At 65.3% G+C, this 19674-nt stretch carries 19 protein-coding genes; 11 read left to right on the top strand and 8 right to left on the bottom strand.

The window, feature by feature from the left end; translation table 11 throughout:
• Positions 1 to 182 precede the first annotated feature (182 nt).
• The 5 genes from QM712_RS22230 to QM712_RS22250 are packed head-to-tail and all read left to right on the top strand — an operon-like array spanning position 183 to position 5809.
• Positions 183 to 1976, top strand: coding sequence for a peptide ABC transporter substrate-binding protein (locus QM712_RS22230; RefSeq protein WP_415025287.1), 1794 nt, complete (start codon positions 183 to 185; stop codon positions 1974 to 1976).
• 30 nt (positions 1977 to 2006) lie between these two features.
• Positions 2007 to 2966 carry an ABC transporter permease gene (locus tag QM712_RS22235; protein WP_415025288.1) on the top strand — a complete coding sequence of 320 codons (960 nt, stop codon included), beginning with the start codon at positions 2007 to 2009 and terminating at the stop codon, positions 2964 to 2966.
• Positions 2932 to 3849, top strand: coding sequence for an ABC transporter permease (locus QM712_RS22240; protein ID WP_415025289.1), 918 nt, complete (start codon positions 2932 to 2934; stop codon positions 3847 to 3849). The genes QM712_RS22235 and QM712_RS22240 overlap by 35 nt, the downstream gene beginning before the upstream one ends.
• Entirely contained in the window at positions 3849 to 4844 is a 996-nt protein-coding gene (locus QM712_RS22245) for an ABC transporter ATP-binding protein (protein WP_415025290.1), read from the top strand. Before QM712_RS22240 ends, QM712_RS22245 begins: the two co-directional genes overlap by 1 nt.
• The gene (locus QM712_RS22250) at positions 4841 to 5809 is read left to right on the top strand and encodes an ABC transporter ATP-binding protein (protein ID WP_415025291.1); all 969 of its coding nucleotides are present in this window, start codon (positions 4841 to 4843) and stop codon (positions 5807 to 5809) included. The genes QM712_RS22245 and QM712_RS22250 overlap by 4 nt, the downstream gene beginning before the upstream one ends.
• Positions 5810 to 5931: 122 nt before the next feature.
• Here the strand turns inward: QM712_RS22250 and QM712_RS22255 are convergent, their stop codons facing one another.
• Positions 5932 to 6153, bottom strand: a complete 222-nt coding sequence (locus QM712_RS22255; RefSeq protein ID WP_415025292.1) for a dodecin — start codon at positions 6151 to 6153, stop codon at positions 5932 to 5934.
• A 184-nt stretch (positions 6154 to 6337) separates the two neighbouring features.
• On the opposite strand from QM712_RS22255, the gene QM712_RS22260 reads away from it, so the two are divergent.
• Entirely contained in the window at positions 6338 to 7216 is an 879-nt protein-coding gene (locus tag QM712_RS22260; RefSeq protein WP_415025293.1) for a DMT family transporter, read from the top strand.
• Here QM712_RS22260 and QM712_RS22265 read toward each other — a convergent pair.
• Both QM712_RS22265 and QM712_RS22270 read right to left on the bottom strand, forming a co-directional pair.
• Positions 7176 to 8372 (bottom strand): glycosyltransferase family 87 protein, encoded by a 1197-nt coding sequence (locus QM712_RS22265; RefSeq protein WP_415025294.1) that lies wholly within the window; start codon positions 8370 to 8372, stop codon positions 7176 to 7178. The genes QM712_RS22260 and QM712_RS22265 overlap by 41 nt on opposite strands.
• 242 nt (positions 8373 to 8614) lie before the next feature.
• Positions 8615 to 9172, bottom strand: coding sequence for an HNH endonuclease (locus QM712_RS22270; RefSeq protein WP_415025295.1), 558 nt, complete (start codon positions 9170 to 9172; stop codon positions 8615 to 8617).
• A 162-nt stretch (positions 9173 to 9334) separates the two neighbouring features.
• Between QM712_RS22270 and QM712_RS22275 the strand changes: the two genes are divergently transcribed.
• Positions 9335 to 10327: a Bug family tripartite tricarboxylate transporter substrate binding protein gene (locus QM712_RS22275; protein WP_415025296.1), complete on the top strand. Its 993-nt coding sequence runs from the start codon at positions 9335 to 9337 to the stop codon at positions 10325 to 10327.
• 140 nt (positions 10328 to 10467) lie between these two features.
• Here the strand turns inward: QM712_RS22275 and QM712_RS22280 are convergent, their stop codons facing one another.
• The 4 genes from QM712_RS22280 to QM712_RS22295 form a co-directional block, all read right to left on the bottom strand.
• Positions 10468 to 11445: a peptidyl-alpha-hydroxyglycine alpha-amidating lyase family protein gene (locus tag QM712_RS22280; protein ID WP_415025297.1), complete on the bottom strand. Its 978-nt coding sequence runs from the start codon at positions 11443 to 11445 to the stop codon at positions 10468 to 10470.
• A 52-nt stretch (positions 11446 to 11497) separates the two neighbouring features.
• The gene (locus QM712_RS22285) at positions 11498 to 13273 is read right to left on the bottom strand and encodes a flavin-containing monooxygenase (RefSeq protein ID WP_415025298.1); all 1776 of its coding nucleotides are present in this window, start codon (positions 13271 to 13273) and stop codon (positions 11498 to 11500) included.
• 77 nt (positions 13274 to 13350) lie between these two features.
• A complete protein-coding gene (locus tag QM712_RS22290) occupies positions 13351 to 14436 on the bottom strand; it encodes a DUF2855 family protein (protein ID WP_415025299.1) in 1086 nt (361 codons plus the stop codon).
• Positions 14437 to 14531: 95 nt separating this feature from the next.
• Entirely contained in the window at positions 14532 to 15179 is a 648-nt protein-coding gene (locus QM712_RS22295; RefSeq protein ID WP_415025300.1) for a DNA-3-methyladenine glycosylase family protein, read from the bottom strand.
• 116 nt (positions 15180 to 15295) lie between these two features.
• Here QM712_RS22295 and gluQRS point away from each other — a divergent pair, with 116 nt between their 5' ends.
• Together gluQRS and QM712_RS22305 are read left to right on the top strand one after the other, a co-directional pair.
• Positions 15296 to 16165: a tRNA glutamyl-Q(34) synthetase GluQRS gene (gene gluQRS, locus QM712_RS22300; protein ID WP_415025301.1), complete on the top strand. Its 870-nt coding sequence runs from the start codon at positions 15296 to 15298 to the stop codon at positions 16163 to 16165.
• A gap of 103 nt (positions 16166 to 16268) precedes the next feature.
• A complete protein-coding gene (locus tag QM712_RS22305; protein ID WP_415025302.1) occupies positions 16269 to 17537 on the top strand; it encodes an ATP-binding protein in 1269 nt (422 codons plus the stop codon).
• On the opposite strand, the gene QM712_RS22310 is transcribed toward QM712_RS22305, so the two are convergent.
• Positions 17464 to 18357, bottom strand: coding sequence for a YihY/virulence factor BrkB family protein (locus tag QM712_RS22310; protein WP_415025303.1), 894 nt, complete (start codon positions 18355 to 18357; stop codon positions 17464 to 17466). The genes QM712_RS22305 and QM712_RS22310 overlap by 74 nt on opposite strands.
• A 377-nt stretch (positions 18358 to 18734) precedes the next feature.
• Between QM712_RS22310 and QM712_RS22315 the strand changes: the two genes are divergently transcribed.
• Both QM712_RS22315 and QM712_RS22320 read left to right on the top strand, forming a co-directional pair.
• Positions 18735 to 18929 (top strand): twin transmembrane helix small protein, encoded by a 195-nt coding sequence (locus QM712_RS22315; protein WP_415025304.1) that lies wholly within the window; start codon positions 18735 to 18737, stop codon positions 18927 to 18929.
• 2 nt (positions 18930 to 18931) lie between these two features.
• Positions 18932 to 19504, top strand: coding sequence for a cob(I)yrinic acid a,c-diamide adenosyltransferase (locus QM712_RS22320; RefSeq protein ID WP_415025305.1), 573 nt, complete (start codon positions 18932 to 18934; stop codon positions 19502 to 19504).
• The last annotated feature ends 170 nt before the right edge of the window (positions 19505 to 19674 follow it).

Raw genomic sequence — 19674 nt, forward strand, 5'->3', positions numbered from 1 at the left:
GGAATGCCGAGCGCTTGGGCTGCGGATCGCGGTTTTGCCCAAGAGACAGCCAGAACACCGTTAGCATACACACGGTCGCAGTTGACGCGCGGCCTATTCGGTGTGCCATCTACCGCCAGCGGAAACCCGGCGGTCGCCTTGCGGCTGCCTGCATCCAAACGGGAACCAGACGGGGGACAACGATGCTGGATAAAGAACTGCGTTCGATGATCGGCAAGGTGGCGGACGGCAAGATGGATCGCCGTGCCTTCATCAAGCGCATGGCCGCCGTCGGTCTGACGGCTCCCCTGGCCAACCAGATCCTCGCGCTCGGCGGCGTCGCCATGGCCGAAGGCGCCTCCCCCTACAAGCCGACCAAGCGCGGCGGCGGCGGTCCGCTCAAGCTGCTGTGGTGGCAGGGGCCGACCTTGCTCAATCCGCATTTCGCGACCGGCACCAAGGACCAGGATGGCTCGCGCCTGTTCTACGAGCCGCTCGCCTGCTGGGATCCGGACGGCAACATGAAGCTGGTTCTGGCGGCCGAGATTCCCTCGACCCAAAACGGCCTGCTCGCCGCCGACGGCACCTCGGTGACGTGGAAGCTGAAGCCCGGCGTGAAATGGCACGACGGCAAACCGTTCTCGGCCGACGACGTCGTCTTCACCTGGGAATATACCAAGGACCCCGCCACGGCGACCGTCACCGCCGGCGTCTATCGCGACCTCAAGGTCGAGAAGATCGACGACCTCACGGTCAAGATCACCTTCTCGCAGCCGACCCCGTTCTGGGCTGATGCGTTCGTCGGCGCCGGTGCCGGCCAGATCCTGCCGAAGCATCTGTTTGCCGACTATATCGGCTCGAAATCCCGCGAAGCTCCGACCAACCTCTCGCCGGTCGGCACCGGTCCCTACAAGTTCGTCGAGTTCAAGCCCGGCGATCTCATCCGCGGCGTGATCAATCCCGACTATCACATGGCGAACCGTCCGCATTTCGATTCGATCGAGATGAAGGGTGGCGGCGACGCCGTGTCGGCTGCACGCGCCGTGATCCAGACCGGCGAATATGATTTCGGATGGAACATCCAGGTCGAGGACGACGTCCTGCTGCGCCTCGAGAAGGGCGGCAAGGGCAAGACCGTCTATGCCGTGGGCGGCGACACCGAGTTCATCGCGCTCAACTTCACCGATCCCAATGTCGAGGTCGACGGCGAGCGCTCCTCGATGAAGACCAAGCATCCGTTGTTCTCCGATCCGGCCGTGCGCAAGGCGCTCTCGATGCTGGTCGATCGCGAGTCCATCAAGAAGGCGATCTACGGCCGCGCCGGCCGCACCACCGCCAACTTCCTCAACGGTCCGGAGAAGTTCGTCTCCAAGAACACCACCTGGGAATTCAGCATCGAGAAGGCTTCGAAGGTGCTCGATGACGCGGGCTGGAAACCCGGCGCGGACGGTATCCGCGAGAAGGACGGCAAGAAGCTGAAGCTTCTGTACCAGACCTCGATCAACGGTCCGCGCCAGAAGACCCAGGCGATCGTGAAACAGGCCTGTCAGAAGGCTGGCATCGACGTCGAACTGAAATCGGTCGTCGCCTCCGTGTTCTTCTCTTCCGACGTCGCCAACCCCGACACCTATCCGAAGTTCTACGCCGACCTCGAGATGTTCCAGATCCCGCTGAGCCAGCCGGATCCGGCCCAGCACATGCGCCGCTATCACTCGCGCTACATCGCGAGCAAGGAGAACAAGTGGCAGGGCACGAACTTCCCGCGCTGGGTCAACAAGGACTATGACGCGGCGATCGACGCGGCGGACAAGGAGATGGATCCGGTCAAGCGCGCCGCCCTCTACGTCAAGTGCAACGATCTGATGTGGCAGGACACCGTCTTCATTCCCGCGATGCATCGCCTCAAGGTCGAGGCGGCTTCCAACACGCTGCGGCCGGTGATCTCCGGCTGGGCCAACGAAACCGACAACATCTTCGACTGGTATCGCGAGGAATGATCCCCCAGCTCTAGACGGGATCTTTCCCACATGAGTCAGTACGTCCTGCGTCGCCTGCTGATCGCGATTCCGAGCCTGCTCGGAATCTCGGTCGTGCTGTTCGTCGTGCTGGCGCTCGCGCCTGGCGATCCGTTCTCGGAACTGGCGACCAACCCGAACGTACCGCCCGAAGTGCAGGCAGCGCTTCGGGCCAAGTTCGGCCTCGACGATCCGATCTACCTCCGCTACCTGCACTGGCTCTCCGCCATGGCGCATGGCGACTGGGGCTTCTCCTTCGTCAGCCGCATGAACGTCGATACGCTGATCCTGCAGCGCCTGCCGGCCACTCTGTATGTGATCGGCTCGGCGCAGATCCTGGCACTCCTGATCGCGATTCCGGTCGGCGTCTATGCAGCCACCAAGCCCTATTCGCTGTTCGACCAGATCGCGAACACGTTCGCCTTCATCGGCTTCTCGCTGCCGACGTTCTTTACCGGCCTGCTGTTCATCCTGATCTTCTCGGTGACGCTGGACTGGCTTCCCTTCGTCTACTCGACCGACATCAAGGCGACCGGCATCCACTGGGTGCTCGAGATGATCCGGCAGGCGATCATGCCGGTCGCCGTGCTCGGCCTGTTCCAGGCGGCGTCGATGACACGCTTCGTGCGCTCGGCGATGCTGGACGTGATTCGGCTCGACTACGTCACCACGGCGCGCGCCAAGGGGCTCGGTCAGGCCAAGGTCATCGTCAAGCACGTCATGCGCAACGCGATGATCCCGGTCGTCACGCTGATCGCGCTGCAGATGCCGGCCGTGTTCGGCGGCGCCATCGTCACCGAGCAGATCTTCCGCATCCCCGGCATCGGCTCGCTTCTCATCTCCTCCATCCTGTCCAACGATACCCCGGTGGTGATGGCCGTCACCTTCGTCTTTGCGTGCCTCGTCGTGCTGTTCAATCTCATCGCGGACGTCCTGTATGGCTGGCTTGACCCTCGCATCTCCCTCCGCTGAGCGGCGCGCCTACTCGCCCTGGCGCGAGACGTGGCGGCGTTACAGCCGCCACAAGCTCGCGGTGGTCAGCGCTTTCCTGCTGCTCATCCTGGTCCTGGCCGTGGTGATCGGCCCGTTCGTGTGGCGCGTGAAGATCAACGACATCGACATCGTCGCGGGCCTGCAGGGGCCTTCGTTCGCCCATCCCTTCGGCACCGACGACCTCGGCCAGGACATCCTGGCGCGCATGATCTATGGCGGGCGCATCTCGCTCGCGGTCGGGCTCGCCGCGATGCTGGTCTCGGTCTTCGTCGGCACGCTGATCGGCGCGCTCGCCGGCATGTCGCGGGGCGCGCTCGGTCACGGCCTGATGTGGCTCACCGATCTGTTCCTGTCGCTGCCGCAACTGCCGCTGCTGCTGCTGCTGATCTATCTTTTCCGCGATGGGCTTAAGCAGGTGTTCGGCCCCGAAGGCGGCATCTTCGTCCTGATCGTGCTCGTCATCGGCGGCTTGCGCTGGATGCCGGTGGCGCGCCTGGTGCGCGCGCAGTTCCTGTCGATCCGCGAAAAGGAGTTCGTCGAGGCCGCGCGCGCGCTCGGCGCAAGCCCGGTGCGGCAGGTGGTGCGCCACATCCTGCCCAATGCGCTCGGACCGGTGATCATCGCCGGCACCATCGACGTCGCCGCCGCCATCATCGCGGAATCGACGCTGTCCTTCCTCGGCCTGGGCTTCCCGCCGGACACGCCGACCTGGGGCCGGCTGCTGTACGACGCCAAGGATTTTCTCGACATCGGTCCGCACTGGGCGCTGTTTCCCGGCGGCGCGATCTTCATCGCCGTGGTCGCCATCAACTTCATCGGCGACGGTCTGCGTGATGCGCTCGATGCGCGACGGGTGATCTGATGGCGCCGCTGCTCGAGATCAAGGGCCTGAAAACCCACTTCTCCACGGACGATGGCATCCTGCAGGCCGTCGACGGCGTCGACATCTCCATCAACAAGGGCGAGACGCTCTGCGTCGTCGGAGAATCCGGCTGCGGCAAGACCGTGACCGCGATGTCTATCCTCAAGCTGATCGCGATGCCGCCGGGCCGCATCGCTGCCGGCGAGATCATCTTCGAGGGACGCGACCTGGTGCCGCTGACGAGCCAGCAGCTCGACGAGATCAGGGCCAAGGAGATCGGCTTCATCTTCCAGGAGCCGATGACCTCCCTCAATCCGGTGCTCACCGTCGGCGAGCAGATCGCCGAAAGCCTGCGCCGCCACGAAGCCGTGACCCGGAAGCAGGCGCTCGAGCGTACGATCGAGATGCTCAAGCTGGTGCAGATCCCCAATGCCGAAGGCCGCGTGCACAACTATCCGCACCAGTTTTCGGGCGGCATGCGCCAGCGCGTGATGATCGCGATGGCGCTCGCCTGCAGGCCGAAGCTGATCATCGCCGACGAGCCGACCACCGCGCTCGACGTCACCATCCAGGCGCAGATCCTCGACCTCCTGCAGGACATGAAGGAACGCTTCGGCATGGCGGTGATGCTGATCACCCACGCCATGGGCGTCGTCGCCGAAACCGCGCAACGCGTCGTCGTGATGTATGCCGGCAAGGTGGTGGAGGAGGCCGGCGTCGACGATCTCTTTGCCGATCCCCGCCATCCCTATACGCAGGGCCTGATCCGTTCGATCCCGCGCATCGACCTCGACAGCGAGCACAAGACGCGGCTGGAGGCGATCGGCGGCTCGGTACCGATCCTGATCAATCCCCCGGTCGGCTGTCGCTTCGCTCCGCGTTGCCGCCACGCCATGAGCGTCTGCACCGAGAAGGAACCGCTGCTGCGCGAGGTCTCGTCCGGCCACCGCATGGCCTGCCACCTCGGGGATACGCAGTTGGGAGGCGTGGCATGAGCGAACCCTTGCTGCGTGTCAGCGGCCTGAAGAAACATTTCCCCGTGCTCGGCGGCCTGTTGTCGCGGCAGGTCGGCAGCGTCTACGCGGTCGACGGCGTGTCGTTCTCGGTCAATCGCGGCGAAACGCTCGGCCTCGTCGGCGAGTCCGGTTGCGGCAAATCCACTACAGGCCGCTGCGTGCTGCGCCTGATCGAACCGACCGAGGGCGAGGTCGTGTTCGACGGTCAGGACGTCCGCCAGCTCGGTGGCAACGATCTGCGCGCGATGCGCAGGAACATGCAGCTCGTATTCCAGGATCCTTTCGCGTCCCTCAATCCGCGCATGACGGTCGGGGCGATCCTCGGCGAAGCCTTCACCATCCACAATCTCGCATCCTCCGCCAGCGAGCGCGAGGAGCGCGTCGCGGGACTGCTGGTCAAGGTCGGCCTCAAGGCCGAGCACATGCGCCGCTATCCGCACGAATTCTCCGGTGGCCAGCGCCAGCGCATCGTGATCGCGCGCGCGCTCGCGGTCGAGCCCAAGCTGATCGTCTGCGACGAGCCGGTCTCCGCGCTCGACGTGTCGATCCAGGCGCAGGTCATCAACCTGCTGGAGGATCTCCAGGCCGAGCTGAACCTCACCTACCTGTTCGTCGCGCACGATCTCTCGGTGGTCGAGCACATCTCCGACCGCGTCGCGGTGATGTATCTCGGCCGCATCGTCGAACTCGCCAAAGCGAACGACCTCTACCGCAACCCTCAGCATCCCTACACCCAGGCGCTGCTGTCCGCGGTGCCGGTGCCGGATCCCAAGCTCAAGCGCAACCGGATCCGCCTCAAGGGTGACGTGCCGAGCCCGATGAAGCCGCCGTCGGGTTGCCACTTCCACACCCGCTGCCCGATCGCTCAGCCGCGTTGCGCGGAGACTGCGCCGGAGCTGAGGGAGGGCGCCAACGGACATGTCGTGGCGTGCCATCTGGCCTGATGCGCTGAACCGGTCGGGAAACCCGCAAGGCAGGCAACGCGAAGCATGCCCGTCCTGTCTCGACGAACATCTAATGGTTGGCCGGGCACTTCCGCGCCGTTGCTCACCCCAAGAGACCGGTGTCAGCCTTCCAGCGTGAAGCCGACCCGCAGCGTTACCTGGTAGTGACGTACGGTGCCGTTCTCGATGTGGCCTCGGGTCTGAACAACCTCGAACCATTTCATGTCGCGAATGGTCTTGGAGGCACGGCCGATCGCGTTCTTGACCGCATCTTCGATCGATGTCTCTGACGATCCGACCAGTTCGAGGATCTTGTAGACGTGATCCTTCTCGGCTGCGGGCATGACGGGTCTCCCCTCGGTTGGTGCCGGGCGGTCGGCATTCGTCTCACACCTGGAAAGCGCCTGCCGAACCCGCGCGACGTTCTCTCTGAACGGATATTCCCGCTTTGGGTTCCACCTTCCGCCATGGCCCGCATGCGCCAGCCGAGGTGGAGCGAGCCGCGGTCGCCTGCTAATCGATCTCTCGATGGAATCGCGGCGCGACAGGACGATCGGCTTTCTCTGCCTCGGTGTGACGGCCGTCGGCTGGGCGCTGAACTGGCCGCTGATGAAGCTGTTGCTGCAGCAATGGCCGCCCCTGTTCGCGCGCGGGCTCGCCGGGGTCTGCGCCGCGTCCATCCTCGCCACGCTGGCGCTAAGCCGGAAGGAGTCGCTCGCCGTTCCGCGCGAGGCGATTCCCCGGCTGTTGTTTGCGACCCTCACCAACGTCTTCGCGTGGATGGGGCTCGGCACCGTCGCCATGAAATACGTGACGGTGGGCGAGGGCGCTCTGCTCGCCTACACCATGCCGATCTGGGCCATGCTGTTCGCCTGGCCGGTCCTGCACACGCGGCCGACCGTTCGCGACATCCTGGGTCTCATGCTCGGCATCGCCGGCGTGGCACTGCTCCTCGGCGGAAACGGTTTCTCGTTCGGTGCCGGCAAGCTGCTCGGCATTGTCCTCGCGCTGTTCTGCGCCATCCTGTTCGCGCTCGGCAATGTGCTCAACCGCAAGCCGCTGCCGATGCCGCCGCTGGTTGTCGTGGTCTGGCAGGTCGGGCTCGGTTGCGCCGCGATGCTGGTCCTTGGTGTGCTCTTCGAGCATCCGAGCTACACGGCGATCACGCCGCTGGGGTTCGGCTGCTTCGTCTACATGACGCTGATCCCGATGGGACTCTGCTACGTCACCTGGTTCGAGACGCTCCGCCGCCTGCCGCCGACCTCGGCTTCGACCGGCATGCTGATCGTTCCGGTGATCGGCGTGGTGTCGGCCGCCATCATCCTGGGTGAGCCGCTGGGCCTGCGCGAGTTAGGAGCGATGGCGCTCACGCTTGGCGGTGTGACGCTGGCATTGCAGCGGGCGTAAGCGCTCCGCGCAGCAGCATCCTCAAGAGCAGGGCGAGCAGCGCCGCCAGTGTGAAGCCGGCGATCGCTGGCGCGAAGTGCTGGTTGAAGTCGGCCTTTTGCCCGAACTGCACGGCGAGGCGCGCCGACTGGAGCAGCCCGTAGGCACCCGTGAACAGGATCAGCCCATACATGAGGCCGCGCTCGCGGGGGCTGGCCATTCTCGCGAGATCGGGCAGCAGCAGGGCGAGGCCAATTCCCAGAATGGGCAGGTCGTAATCATAGGCGTAGGGGCTGATCATCACCGAGACCATCGCGGTGATGCCGAGGGCCGCGGCCGGCGGTATCGCGCGCACGACGCCGAGCACGACGGCAAGCAGCGCGAGCGCCGCGATGGCAGCCTGTCCCCAGAAGGCAACGCTCGGCGGCGCGCCGGCCTTGTATAGCGCGGCGTAGCCGGAGACCATGCGGAACAGCGGATAGAATCCTTGTTCGAGAAAGCTGGCCGATTCCCTGATGGCGCCGAGCCACGCGGTCCAGATCTCCCATCCGAACAGCAGCGTGCAGAGCAGGGAGCTTGCGAGAACGACAGCCATGGCCGTGGCCAGTGCTGTCCAGCGCCGCGCGGCCAGCAGATACACCCCCGCGGCGATTGCGAGATGCGGCTTGATCACCATCGCGCCCAGCGCCAGACCGGCGAGTATCTGGCGCCTGTCCGAATTGAGGCAGACGACGCCGATCAGCGCACCCGTGAGAAAGCCGTTCTGTCCACAGCCGATGGTGATCGCCAGCGCCGGAAACAGGACGACGAGCACCTGCGCGAAATTGTTGCCGGCGATCCTGCGCAGCGTCGCTAGGTAGAGCGCGAGTGTTGCCGCCGTGAACAGGAGGTAGCCGATGCCTACGGGCAGAAACGCCAGCGGCGCGAGCAAAAGCCCGAACTGCGGTGGATAGGTCCAGGGCATGAAGCCGGTCATGCCGCCGGACGCCTCCATCTGCATCTTCAGGAGTGCGTCGAAATGATAGACTTGGTCCAGATCACCCAGCCATATCCGCTGTGCGACGATATGAAAGGCATCGAAGTCGGCGAGCTCTCGCCCCTGCCAGGCCCCCCAGCGGGCGAACCAGAAGGTCTTGAAGACCACGATGACGGTCAAGACCGTCAGTACGAAACGCACGTAGATCGCTCGTTTCGACGGCGACGACTGAATCTGTTCCAACGTCTCGGCGAACATGGATTGGCGACCTCGGAGCGGTGGGCCGGGACGCCCGCCAGAACCGCCAGAGATTGCCGTCAGAGGCTTAAGGGACGGTAACGAGCCGGGCGGGATTTCGGGGTGTGAAGGCCCCGTCTCGCGGCGGCGCGAGATCGACCAGCCCGCGTTCCGGCCGCGTGATCGCCGCCGCAGTGGCGCCGCTCCTACGGGTCCAGCTCCGTATCCCAGTAGAGATAGTCGAGCCAGCTATCGTGCAGATAGTTCGGCGGGAAGAGGCGGCCGTTGCGGTGGAGCTGGTGCACGGTCGGCGCGAAAGCGGTCTGGCGCGGAAACATCCTGGCCTGTGCCGGCGTGAGATTGCCCTTGCGCAGGTTGCAGGGCGAGCAGGCCGCGACCACGTTCTCCCAGGTGGTCTGGCCGCCCTTGCTGCGCGGGATGATGTGATCGAAGGTCAGGTCGTCGGGCGAGCCGCAATATTGGCAGGCGAAACGATCGCGCAGGAAGACGTTGAAACGGGTGAAGGCGGGATGGGTGGTCGGCTTGACGAAGGATTTGAGCGAGACCACGCTCGGCAGTTGCATTTCCAGCGTCGGACTTCGCACCGCCTGATCGTAATGTGCGACGATGTTGACGCGATCGAGAAACACCGCCTTGATCGCGTCCTGCCAGGACCACAGCGACAGCGGGTAGTAGCTTAGCGGCCGGAAGTCCGCATTCAGCACCAACACCGGCCAACTGCCTTGCGAGACATGTGCGTTCAAGTAACGCTCCCGGCCTCCAACGTACGCTGCGAAGCAGCATGTGTTGACATACTACATGCAGCGTGACGGGATTGTGAAGCCTGTCGAGCGACTTATTCAGCTGCAAGCAATGCGGCGGCGGGGTGGCAAAAAGCTCAAAAACGCCGCGATTTGGGGGGATCCATGCGAAGCTGGCTCGCTGTGCTGGCCTCAGGTGTGCTTGGTGCGGCCGTGCTCGGCGCGATGACGATTCGGTGCACCGTCGCCGACGATTATCCAACGCACCCCGTCACCATCATCGTGCCGTTCCCGGCGGGCGGTGCGACCGATACGCTCGCGCGTTTCCTTGGCGAGCAGTTGCACGCGGTGCTGAAGCAGCCGATGGTGATCGAGAATGCCGGCGGTGCGGCGGGGTCGCTCGGCGTCGGCCGAGCGGTGCGCGCGGCCGCAGACGGCTATACGCTGTCGATCGGAACCTCGACCACGCACATGCTGACCGGCGGGCTCTATGCGCTGCCGTTCGACCTGCTGCGCGATCTCGAACCCGTCATCCTGATCGGAAGCGAACCGCTGCTGATCGTCGGCCGCAAGGATTTGCCGGCCGATGATCTCAAACAATTGATCGCGTGGCTCAAGGCCAATCCCGACAAGGCGCCGATCGGCATCGCCGGCGTCGGCGCCACCGGTCATCTCGCCGGAATCGCATTCCAGAAGGAGACCGGCACCTCCTTCCAGTTCGTGCCCTATCGCGGCAACGGTCCGGCGATGCAGGACCTCATCGCGGGACAGATCGACGCCATGATCGAACCGGCCTCGAACTTCAAGGCGCTGGTCGGTGCCGGCAGCATCAGGACCTTTGCCGTCACCAGCAAGGTGCGCTCGCCGTCATGGCCGAACATCCCGACCGCGGATGAGGCCGGCGTGCCCGGCTATTCCGCTTCGCTCTGGTACGGCCTGTGGGTGCCGAAGGGAACATCGAAAGACATCATCGCGAAGCTCAACGCGGCCATGGTCCAGATCCTCGCGAGTCCGCAAGTGAAGCAGCGTTTCGGCGAACTCGGCATCCAGGTCTCGCCGCTTCAGCAGCAATCGCCGGATGCGCTGCGCGCCTGGCAGAAAGAAGAGGCGGAGCGCTGGTGGCCGATCATCAAGGCGTCGGGGATCAAGGTTGAGTAGGGGCGGGCGGCTGCGCTCTCGCCGTCGTCATGGTCGGGCCTGACCCGGCCATCCACGGGCAGTGGCACGTGGGCAAAAACATAGATGCCCTGGTCGAGCCCGGGCATGACGGCGCGTGCCGATACTCCCGCGCCGTATCGCTAATCCCGCACCCGCTCCAGCTTTTGCAGGCATCGCGTGCCGCGCACGAAGGCCGGCATCTCCTCGTCCGGAAAGCTGCTCTTCCAGTCGGTGACGCCGACCTCGCCGACATAGATGTCGCCTTTCGAATCCAGCGCGATGCCGTGCGGGGCCAGGAATTTGCCGCTTCCGACGCCGGGGCCTTCCTCGCCGCCGAGCCGCGCGATGCGCTTTCCCTTGGCGTCCACGATCGACAGCCGCGGGCCGAGGTTCGGCACCCTGCGGTTGACCGCCATGCCGGGGCCAAGCTCGCCCACGACGAAGGTCGGGCTCTTGCCGCCGCCGCAGCAGCACAGCGCGCAAGGGCGGTGCAGATTGTTCCACTGCGTCTCATATCTGCCGTTGCCGTCGAACACCTGCACGCGATGGTTCTCGCGATCGGCGACATAGACCCAGCCGTCGGCATCGGCGGCGATGTTGTGCACGATGTTGAACTGGCCGGGATCGGTGCCGGGCTCGCCCCAGCTCTTGATCAGCTTGCCGTCGGGCGTGAACTTGTGCACGCGCGCATTGCCATAGCCGTCGGACACGTAGATCTCGCCCTTCGGCGACAGCGCGGTGTGGGTGCAGCGGTGGAAGGGATCGCCGCTCATGAACGGCGACGGCTTCTCGGGGATGCCGATGGTCAGCAGCACCTTGCCGTCGGTGGTGCATTTGCGCACGGTGTGATCGCCGTCGTCGGTGCAATAGAGATTGTCGTCGGCATCGATATGCAGGCCGTGCGCGCGGGAGAACAGTCCTTCGCCCCAGCTGCGCAGGAAATTGCCCTCACGATCGAGTACCACCATCGGATGGGCGCCGCGGTTGAAGACGTAGATGTGGTCCTTGCTGTCGACCGCGACGGAGGCAACGTCGGTCAGCGTCCATCCGTCCGGCAGCTTTGCGAAATTGTCGACGACGCGATAGCGATGTTCGCCGGTGCCGAGAATGGCTGGCATGGGTTGTTCCCTCCCTTCGGTGTTCCGTCGCGCCCGCAATGATGAGAGAGGCTCAAGCTGCGCCCAGCTCGCGCCCCAAGATTCCTTCCTCGATCGCCTTGATCTGCAGCGCGAGATATTTCGAGTTGATCCGGCACTGCGCCAGGCTGCCGGCGATGAACCAGAGGCCGGGCTGCCGGGTGCGCGCATACATGTTGCGCAGTTCGAGGCCGTCGCCGAAGCCCCAAACCGGACCGATGCGATCGGCGACGGCATCGCCGAACAGCTTCCGCACCAGATATTCCTGCGGCTTGTAGCCGGTCGAAAGCACGATCAGGTCGGCCGGAACGGTTGAACCGTCCTTCATGCGCGCACCTTCGGCGACGAAGCCCTCGATGTCGGAGAACTGCTTCAGCTTGATCGCGCCCTCGACGATCAGGTTGGAGCAGCCGACGTTGAAGTAGTAGCCGCCGCCACGGGTGAGATATTTGAACTGCCAGCCGGTGCCGGCATCGCCGAAGTCGAGCTTGAAGCCGACGCGGCGAAGGCCGTCGAGCAACTCCTTGTCGAGCTCCTTCGACTGCTCGGTCAGCATCACGTGGGTCTTCTTCGCGAGCGGCGTCGGCATCGAAGTTGCGATCAGGTCGTTGTCCTCGAGCGTACCCTCGTTGTAGGTCGCGTAGGCGAGCTGTGCCGAGGGCTCGATATTGGTGACCAGCGTGGCCGCGCGCTGCACCAGCGTCACCTGGGCTCCGCTGGAGTGGAGGTCCTGCGCGATGTCATGACCGCTGTTGCCGGTGCCGATGACGATGGCGCGCTGGCCTTGCCAGTTCTCGCCGTCCTCGTAGCGGCTGGAATGAACGAGGGTACCCTTGAAATTACCGAGGCTCGGAATGTCCGGCATGTTGGCGATGCCGCTGACGCCGGTCGCCATCACGACGTGACGCGGATGCATGGTGCGCTCGCTGCCGTCGGCGCGGCGCAAGGTCACCGTCCAGTGGCCCTTCGTATCATCGTAGGCGCCGCCCTCGAACTCAGTGCCGGTCCAGAAGTTCAGCTCCATGGCCTCGACATAGGTCTCGAACCAGTTCGCGAGCTTGTCCTTCGGGATGTAGGTCGGCCAGTTCGGCGGGAACGGCATGTAGGGGAGATGATTGACCTGCACCTGGTTGTGCAGGGTCAGCGCATGGTAGCGATTGCGCCAATTGTCACCGATCCGCGCCTCGCGGTCGATGATCAGCGTGTCGATCTTCAGCTGCTTCAGGCGCGCGGCGACGGCAAGGCCCGCCTGGCCGCCGCCGATCACCAGCACGGCGGGATCGCGATCGGCATAGTCGCGCGCGGCGTTGCGCAGGTCGAGCCAGTTCGGTCCGCGAAAGTCGCGCGAATAGGCCTGGCCACGCGGCCGTAACGTGCCGAGCTGTTCCTCGAATCCCCTGAGTTCATCGAGCGTGGTGAGCAGCGTCCACGCCTTCAGGCGATCGCCGTCGGTACCGTCGGGCACGAGCCGCACGATGCCGCTGCCGCGCCCGATCGCCGTCTCGAAATTGAAGATCGCCTCGATGTTGTCGCTGCCGGCGCGCGTTACCCGGCGCGGCGGGGCGCGGTTCGCCGCGATCTTGAAACTGCGCGGCGCGGCGCCCGGCGCAAGCGCTGTCAGTGCGCGCGCGATCGTTTCGCCGCCGGTGATCGTCTGCAGGTTCCAGCTCAACGCCAGCACATCGCGCCAAAAACTGTCGGCGAGGAACAGAGGAGCGAGCGCAGTGCGATCGGATTGGCTCAGCGCACGCTCGAACTCGTCGAGCCAGGTTTGCGCGGATATGGAAATGTCCTTGGTCCGGTCCAGCATGCGCGACCTCGTGGCCGTCTTCGCGGCGTTTCCTCTGCGGTCGAGGCTATACTGCTTCCATGGACACCAAAAGCGCTTTACCCGAGCAGTGAGAGCATGTGGCCCTGCTCAGGCGGAATGCGCCCTTTCAGGGTGTCGAGGTAGACACGCCGCACCGCTTCGGGTCCGCAGCTTTCGACGATGGTCAGGCAGCTCTCCAACCGCGGCGAGAAACCGGACCAAGCCGCGCCAAAGCGCTGTTCGATGCCACCTGGGCCCCATTCCCTGGCGCGCTTCCGGATCTGGTCGGGAGCGAAAAACCAGCGCGGCTTCGCGCCTGGCAGGTCGGCCTCGTCGGCATCGGTGGCACGATGCGTCAATCCGACGCGTACCGAGCATTTCATCCGGTCGCCGAAGTGCCGATGCAGATCGGCACGCAACGCGCTGTTACCGGCCATGTCGACGAAGGCCACCGGTGCATCCGAGGGGAGCGACGTCACGCGGTCATAGGTGACGACCGCGTCGTGACAGCCGAGCGATGTGACGAAGCCGGTATTGCCCGGCGAGGTCAATCCGATCACGTTGCGGCCGCGCGCGTGCAGGAGATGCGCAAGCCCGAACGCGGTCTTGCTCGATGCGCTCGAGAGCAGCACGGTGCGTGCGCCGAAATCGTCGTGCTCGGCCAGGAAGTCGTCGACCAGGAACGACAGCATGAACAGCGGCCGCAGCAGCGCCTGGTAATCGCCCTGTCGTCCGGCATAGGCGGGATCATCGCCGACGCGCGCATAGGCGTTGTAGACCGGCGCCACGCCCTGCCGGTGCGCGGCACCGTCCCGCAGGCCGCGTTTGCTGACGTCGGTCGCCTCGATGACGAGATGCGTCGCCATCGGTAAATAGCCGAACAGGCGTTCTCCCACGGAAACATGCGGATGCTTCGATGCGATCACCTCGCCAAAGCCCCACACCGGGATGTTGCCGAAGCCGTTCGGTGCGGGAAAAAGCTGCCAGTATTTCAGCTCGTCGCCGAGCACCGCATAGGTGATGTTGTTGGCGGTGAGGGCGAAGCGGTCGACCTTCACCAGCAAGGCGTCCTGCGGCAGGGCATCGCCATCCGGAAGCGTGGTGGCGATCGTCCTGCAGGTTTCGAAATCGTCACGCGCAACAATGAAGTCGGTGGCTGTCATCATGGTAATCCCGGCTTTTGTCCGTGCCGGCATCTGATCGATCACGCGCGCGCCGTTGGCAACAGCAACATAGTTTTAAACGCCGTTCGGCGGCGTCAGGCGGTCAGCACGCCCTCGCGCTTCTTCACCGCGCGGTAGTAGCTCCACCACAGATGCGCGGCCGCGCCGCGCAGGGGACGCCATGGTTCGGCCAGCGGCGCCATCTGCTTTTCCGTCGGCCGCGCCTGAAGGCCGAGGCCAATCTTGATCCCCTCCTGCACAGCGAGATCGCCCGCCGGCCAGGCATCGCCATGACCGAGGCAGAACAGCAGATAGACGTCCGCCGTCCAAGGCCCGATGCCCGGCAGCGCGACCAGCGTGTGATGCGCGGCGTCGGCGTCCTCTTCGGCGAGCACGTCGAGGTTCAGACGCTGCGCGGTGATCTCGCGCGCGAGATGCTTCAAGGTCTTGATCTTCGCGGCGGAGAGGCCCAGCCGCCCGAGCCGGTCGGCGCGCGCGCGGCGCACGGCATCATGGTCGAACGGATCGAAGGCGGCGGACAGCCGTCCCCAGATCGCACCGGCGCTCGCGGTCGAAAGCTGCTGCCCGCAGACGATGTGCGCGAGCCCCGTGAAGCCCGGCTCCCGCCGCCGCAAGGCGGGCATGCCGGCGATGTCGAGCACGGGCTTCAGGCGCGGATCGCGCTTGATCAGCGTCTGGACGGCCTCTTCGAGATCGGCCTGGGTTTCGAGGTGGATCGTCATCGTGGTTCAACCCGTCATGCGCGGGCTTGACCCGCGCATCCAACTTCTGTCGTAACAGAGTCCTGGAAGATGGATTGCCGGGTCAAGGCCGGCAATGACGAATACACCGAGAACTCATGCCGCCCGTTTTCCGATTCGCTCCGAGCCCGAACGGCTTCCTGCATCTTGGCCACGCCTATTCCGCGCTGCTGAACTTCGATCGGGCAGGCGAGAGCGGCGGGGCGTTTCTGCTGCGGATCGAGGACATCGACGCGACACGCTGCCGTCCGGACTATGAGGCAGCCATCTACGAGGATCTCGGCTGGCTCGGGATCGACTGGGAAAGGCCGGTTCGCCGGCAGTCGAAGCACCTCGCCGAATATCGTGCGGCGCTGGAAAAGCTAGCCACGCATGGTCTCGTCTATCCCTCTTTCGAGAGCCGCGCCGAGATCGCGCGGCTGGTCGCAGCGCGTGAGGCCGATGGCCCGTGGCCGCGCGATCCGGACGGCGCGCCGCTTTATCCCGGCGATGCGAGGTCGCTGTCAGCCGGCGAGCGCGCTCGCCTGATCGACGCCGGTGCGCCTTACGCGCTGCGGCTGGACATGGCGGCCGCCTGCCGCCGCGTCGGCGGCCTGTCCTGGCGGGAACTCGGCGAAGGCCCGGATGACATGCCGAGGCATATCCCCGCCCAACCCGAGGCTTGGGGTGACGTGATCCTGGCCCGGAAGGAGACGCCGACGAGCTATCATCTGTCTGTTGTCGTCGACGATGCGCTCCAAGGCGTGAGCGAAGTGGTGCGCGGGCAGGACCTGTTTCAAGCCACGTCGGTCCATCGGTTGCTGCAAGTGCTGCTGGATTTGCCGGAACCCACCTATCGCCATCACCGCCTCATTCGCGACGAGGCGGGCGGGAAGCTGTCGAAGTCGACCCGCGCCACCGGCCTGCGGGAGCTCCGGGCCGCCGGCGCCACCCCCGCCAGTATCCGCCGCAGGGTGGGATTAGGTTAAGTTTCTCTGGGGTTTAGCAAAACGTCGCCGTGACTCCGAGGGTTCCTCCGTGCCATGCTTCCCCTGAGGCCGGGGTTCGAAGGGGATACCTCGAAGGGGATTTATGGCGGCGAAAACGCGTTCAGCGCGCACCACGCGGGCGTCCGGGCGGCGGCCGCCGGCTGGGAAGCGGACCGTGACGGGCGGCAACGGGCGCAAGCGCACTGTCAAGGCCGCTGCGCCGGACGTGGTCCAGGCCGCGCTGGCGGCTTTCGCGCACGAGGTCCGCACCCCCCTGACCGGAATCTTGGCGATCAGCGATCTGCTCTCGACCTCCGATCTCGGCGAACGCGAACGCCGCTGGGCCGACACCATCAAGGCCGGCGCCGAGCACCTCGCGAGCCTCGCGACACTGTTCGTGGACGCGGCGCGCTCGGGAAAAGGTGCGAGCGTGCTGCGGCAGGACCTGTTCGACCTGCGGACGCTGGCTCGTCACGCCGGCGACTCGCTTGCCGGACGTGCGGCGGCCAAGGGGCTTCAGGCCCAGGTCGAGATCTCGGAAAAACTCCCCGGGCTGGTGGTCGGAGATCCCGTCCGCCTGCGCGCCGCGCTCGAGAATCTGATCGACAACGCCGTCAAGTTCACCGAGCAGGGCGGGGTGGCGCTCGCGGTCGCTCCCTGGCGTCCCGGCAAGGGCAGCGCCGGCACGACGGACAAGGGCAAGGTCGGCGTCGCCTTCGCTGTGTCGGACAGCGGCATCGGTCTGACCATGGCCGAGATCAAGCGGCTATTCCGCCCGTTCACGCAAGCCAATGTCACCATCGCCTCGCGTTTCGGCGGCGCCGGACTGGGCCTGTCCTCGGTGAAGCAATTGGCGCGCGCGATGGGCGGCGACATCACGGTCGCACCGCGCAGCGGCGGCGGTGCCACCTTCACGCTCACGGTATCGCTGGACGCGACGGGATCAGGCCGGACCCGCAAGTCGAAGCGCAATGGCGAGGCGGATGCGACCGGGGCGCTGCGCGTGCTGAGCGTCGAGGACAATCCGTTCGGCCGTGTCGTGCTCAACACGATCCTGACCGAACTCGGACATCATGCCGAGTTCATCGGCCGCGGCGAGCACGCCGTGGATCGGCTCGCCAAGGGGGCCTTCGACGTGGTGCTGATGGACATGGTGCTGCCGGGCATCGACGGGGTCGAGGCCATCCGGCGGATCCGCACCATGCCGACGCAACTTGCCCGGATCCCGATCATCGGCGTCTCCGGCCGCGTCGAGGACGAGGCCGCCTCGCGCGAAGCCGGCGCCGACGCCTTCCTGGTCAAGCCTGTTTCTCCGCGGGCCTTAGCGACTGCGCTGCTTGAAGCGAAACGCCGTGAGGAAGTCGCGACTTGATGATCGCGGCGTTGAGCTCGCCGCCATAGACGAAGATCGCGGCAATGAAATACAGAAACACCAGCGCGATGATCACCGAGGCGAGCCCCGCATACATCGTCACGTAGTTGTTGGCGAAGCGCGCCAGATATTGGCCGAACACGATGCCGGAGATCAGCGAAGCCACCATGGTGAAGACGATGCCGGGCAGGATCTGGAGGAAGCCTCGGCGGCCCGCCGGCAACCAGGCATGCAGGATGAACAGCGCCACGACCAGTGCGCCGATGGTGATGCCGTAGCGCAGCCAGGTGAGAATGCTCTCGTTGGATTCGACGAACAGGGGAATGTGACGCCGGGTGGCCTCGATGATGAGGGGGCCGAGCACGATCAGGAATGCCATGGCGAGCGCGGTGAAGGCCGCGACCAGCGTGTAGCCGATGGATTCCAGCCGCAGCCAGTACCATCGCCGCATTTCCACCACAGCATAGGCGCGATTCAGAGCGACTCGCAGGGCCTCGACGCCGTTCGAGGCGAAGTAGACCGACAGCACCGCGCCGATCGTCAGCACGCCGGAGCGGGTGGTGGTGAGAACGTCGTGGATCTGGCCGGAGAGCGAATCGGCGACCTGCTTCGGCCAGACCTGGAGCATCAGCCCGGCGGCCTGGTCGGCCAGTTCCTTGGACCCGAAGAAGCCGGCGAGCGAGGTCAGCACGATCAAGAACGGGAACAACGCCATCAGGGTCGAGAGGGCGATGTGACTGGCGATCGCCCAGCCGTCGTCGGCGAGGAACGTGTAGAAGGCGTCCATCACGACGACGTAGATGTAGCGGATTGCCTTCACAGCCTGCCCCAGAGCCCGGTTGCTCTCAACCTGCTTGCAGTCGTCTTCGGCCCGCGCGCGGCAGCTGATGGGCGCTCTCCGCAGGGGCAGCGACGGCGTGATCGGCCGGAGCGCCCCGTCCCCTGCAATCCCCGCTGCGCGTGCATTCCGGCCTGTCCCCGCAAACGGGAAGCAGCGACGAAGGAAGCCGGCGACGGACGCAAATCAGAAGTCATGCGGCCAGCTTCTGATATTATTGGCTCAAAAGCCAGATCACGCAGGCGGTCGCTGTTCCTCTCGCGCCGTTCCTCTCGCGCCGTTTCGGGGCGCACGGCGCAAGCCGGGAATGACGAGGCGGGGAGATGGCGGAGCGCCGCGCACGGTGTTATCTACCGACAATGGCATCTCTCCTGAGTACTTTCATCCTGCCGGTGGCAGCCGGCGCCGTGGCGCTCGTTCTGCTGCTGGGTCTCGTCAACATGATGCGCGGCGGCTCGCCCAATACCTCGCAGAAGCTGATGCGCTTGCGCGTGCTGCTGCAATTCGTGGCGATCGTCATCGCCATGCTGGCCGTCTGGGCGATGGGGCGCTGAACATGGTCGTGCTCAACCGAATCTATACGAAGACCGGTGACGACGGCACGACAGCGCTCGGCTCGGGCGAGCGCCGTCCGAAATACGATCTGCGCATCGAGGCCTACGGCACCGTCGACGAGACCAATGCGGCGATCGGCGTGGTGCGGCTCCACACCAGGGATGCCCCCGAGATCGACGCGATGCTCGGCCGCATCCAGAATGATCTGTTCGATCTCGGCGCCGACCTCGCGGTGCCGGAGCGCGAGGGCAACGCGGAACGCCTGCGGGTGGTGGCGAGCCAGGTCGAGCGGCTCGAGCGCGACATCGACGTGCTCAACGAGAAGCTGGCTCCGCTCACATCCTTCGTGTTGCCGGGAGGCACGCCCGTGGCCGCACATCTCCACGTTGCGCGTACGATATGCCGCAGGGCGGAACGGGTGATGGTGGAACTCGCGGCTCAACCCGGCGAGCCCGTCGGCGCCGCTGGTATTCAGTATATGAACCGTCTGTCGGACTTCCTGTTCGTGGCCAGCAGGGCGGCGAACCACAATGGTGCAGGCGACGTGCTCTGGGTTCCCGGGCAGAATCGCTGACCCATTGAGCAGCGCATTTCTACGATCTAAAATTTGGCCCCTTCGCGCGTTGACCGGGCCGGATCAGGCCTTTAGGTTCCGCGCCAGTTGATAACCCCCTCCCAAATTGAGTGAAAGAGGATCGATGAAGGTCTTGGTGCCGGTAAAGCGGGTGGTCGATTACAACGTCA

This window comes from Bradyrhizobium sp. (assembly GCF_047605465.1).
GTDB lineage: Bacteria > Pseudomonadota > Alphaproteobacteria > Rhizobiales > Xanthobacteraceae > Bradyrhizobium.

Excerpts from the sequence above, each read along its gene's own strand:
- QM712_RS22240 (WP_415025289.1), top strand. The coding sequence starts at position 2,932 with ATGGCTGGCTTGACCCTCGCATCTCCCTCCGCTGAGCGGCGCGCCTAC.
- QM712_RS22285 (WP_415025298.1), bottom strand. The coding sequence starts at position 13,273 with ATGCTGGACCGGACCAAGGACATTTCCATATCCGCGCAAACCTGGCTC.
- QM712_RS22315 (WP_415025304.1), top strand. The coding sequence starts at position 18,735 with ATGGCATCTCTCCTGAGTACTTTCATCCTGCCGGTGGCAGCCGGCGCC.
- QM712_RS22305 (WP_415025302.1), top strand. The coding sequence starts at position 16,269 with ATGGCGGCGAAAACGCGTTCAGCGCGCACCACGCGGGCGTCCGGGCGG.
- QM712_RS22230 (WP_415025287.1), top strand. The coding sequence starts at position 183 with ATGCTGGATAAAGAACTGCGTTCGATGATCGGCAAGGTGGCGGACGGC.
- QM712_RS22255 (WP_415025292.1), bottom strand. The coding sequence starts at position 6,153 with ATGCCCGCAGCCGAGAAGGATCACGTCTACAAGATCCTCGAACTGGTC.
- QM712_RS22260 (WP_415025293.1), top strand. The coding sequence starts at position 6,338 with ATGGAATCGCGGCGCGACAGGACGATCGGCTTTCTCTGCCTCGGTGTG.
- QM712_RS22295 (WP_415025300.1), bottom strand. The coding sequence starts at position 15,179 with ATGACGATCCACCTCGAAACCCAGGCCGATCTCGAAGAGGCCGTCCAG.
- QM712_RS22290 (WP_415025299.1), bottom strand. The coding sequence starts at position 14,436 with ATGACAGCCACCGACTTCATTGTTGCGCGTGACGATTTCGAAACCTGC.
- gluQRS (WP_415025301.1), top strand. The coding sequence starts at position 15,296 with ATGCCGCCCGTTTTCCGATTCGCTCCGAGCCCGAACGGCTTCCTGCAT.
- QM712_RS22275 (WP_415025296.1), top strand. The coding sequence starts at position 9,335 with ATGCGAAGCTGGCTCGCTGTGCTGGCCTCAGGTGTGCTTGGTGCGGCC.
- QM712_RS22280 (WP_415025297.1), bottom strand. The coding sequence starts at position 11,445 with ATGCCAGCCATTCTCGGCACCGGCGAACATCGCTATCGCGTCGTCGAC.
- QM712_RS22320 (WP_415025305.1), top strand. The coding sequence starts at position 18,932 with ATGGTCGTGCTCAACCGAATCTATACGAAGACCGGTGACGACGGCACG.
- QM712_RS22235 (WP_415025288.1), top strand. The coding sequence starts at position 2,007 with ATGAGTCAGTACGTCCTGCGTCGCCTGCTGATCGCGATTCCGAGCCTG.
- QM712_RS22250 (WP_415025291.1), top strand. The coding sequence starts at position 4,841 with ATGAGCGAACCCTTGCTGCGTGTCAGCGGCCTGAAGAAACATTTCCCC.
- QM712_RS22245 (WP_415025290.1), top strand. The coding sequence starts at position 3,849 with ATGGCGCCGCTGCTCGAGATCAAGGGCCTGAAAACCCACTTCTCCACG.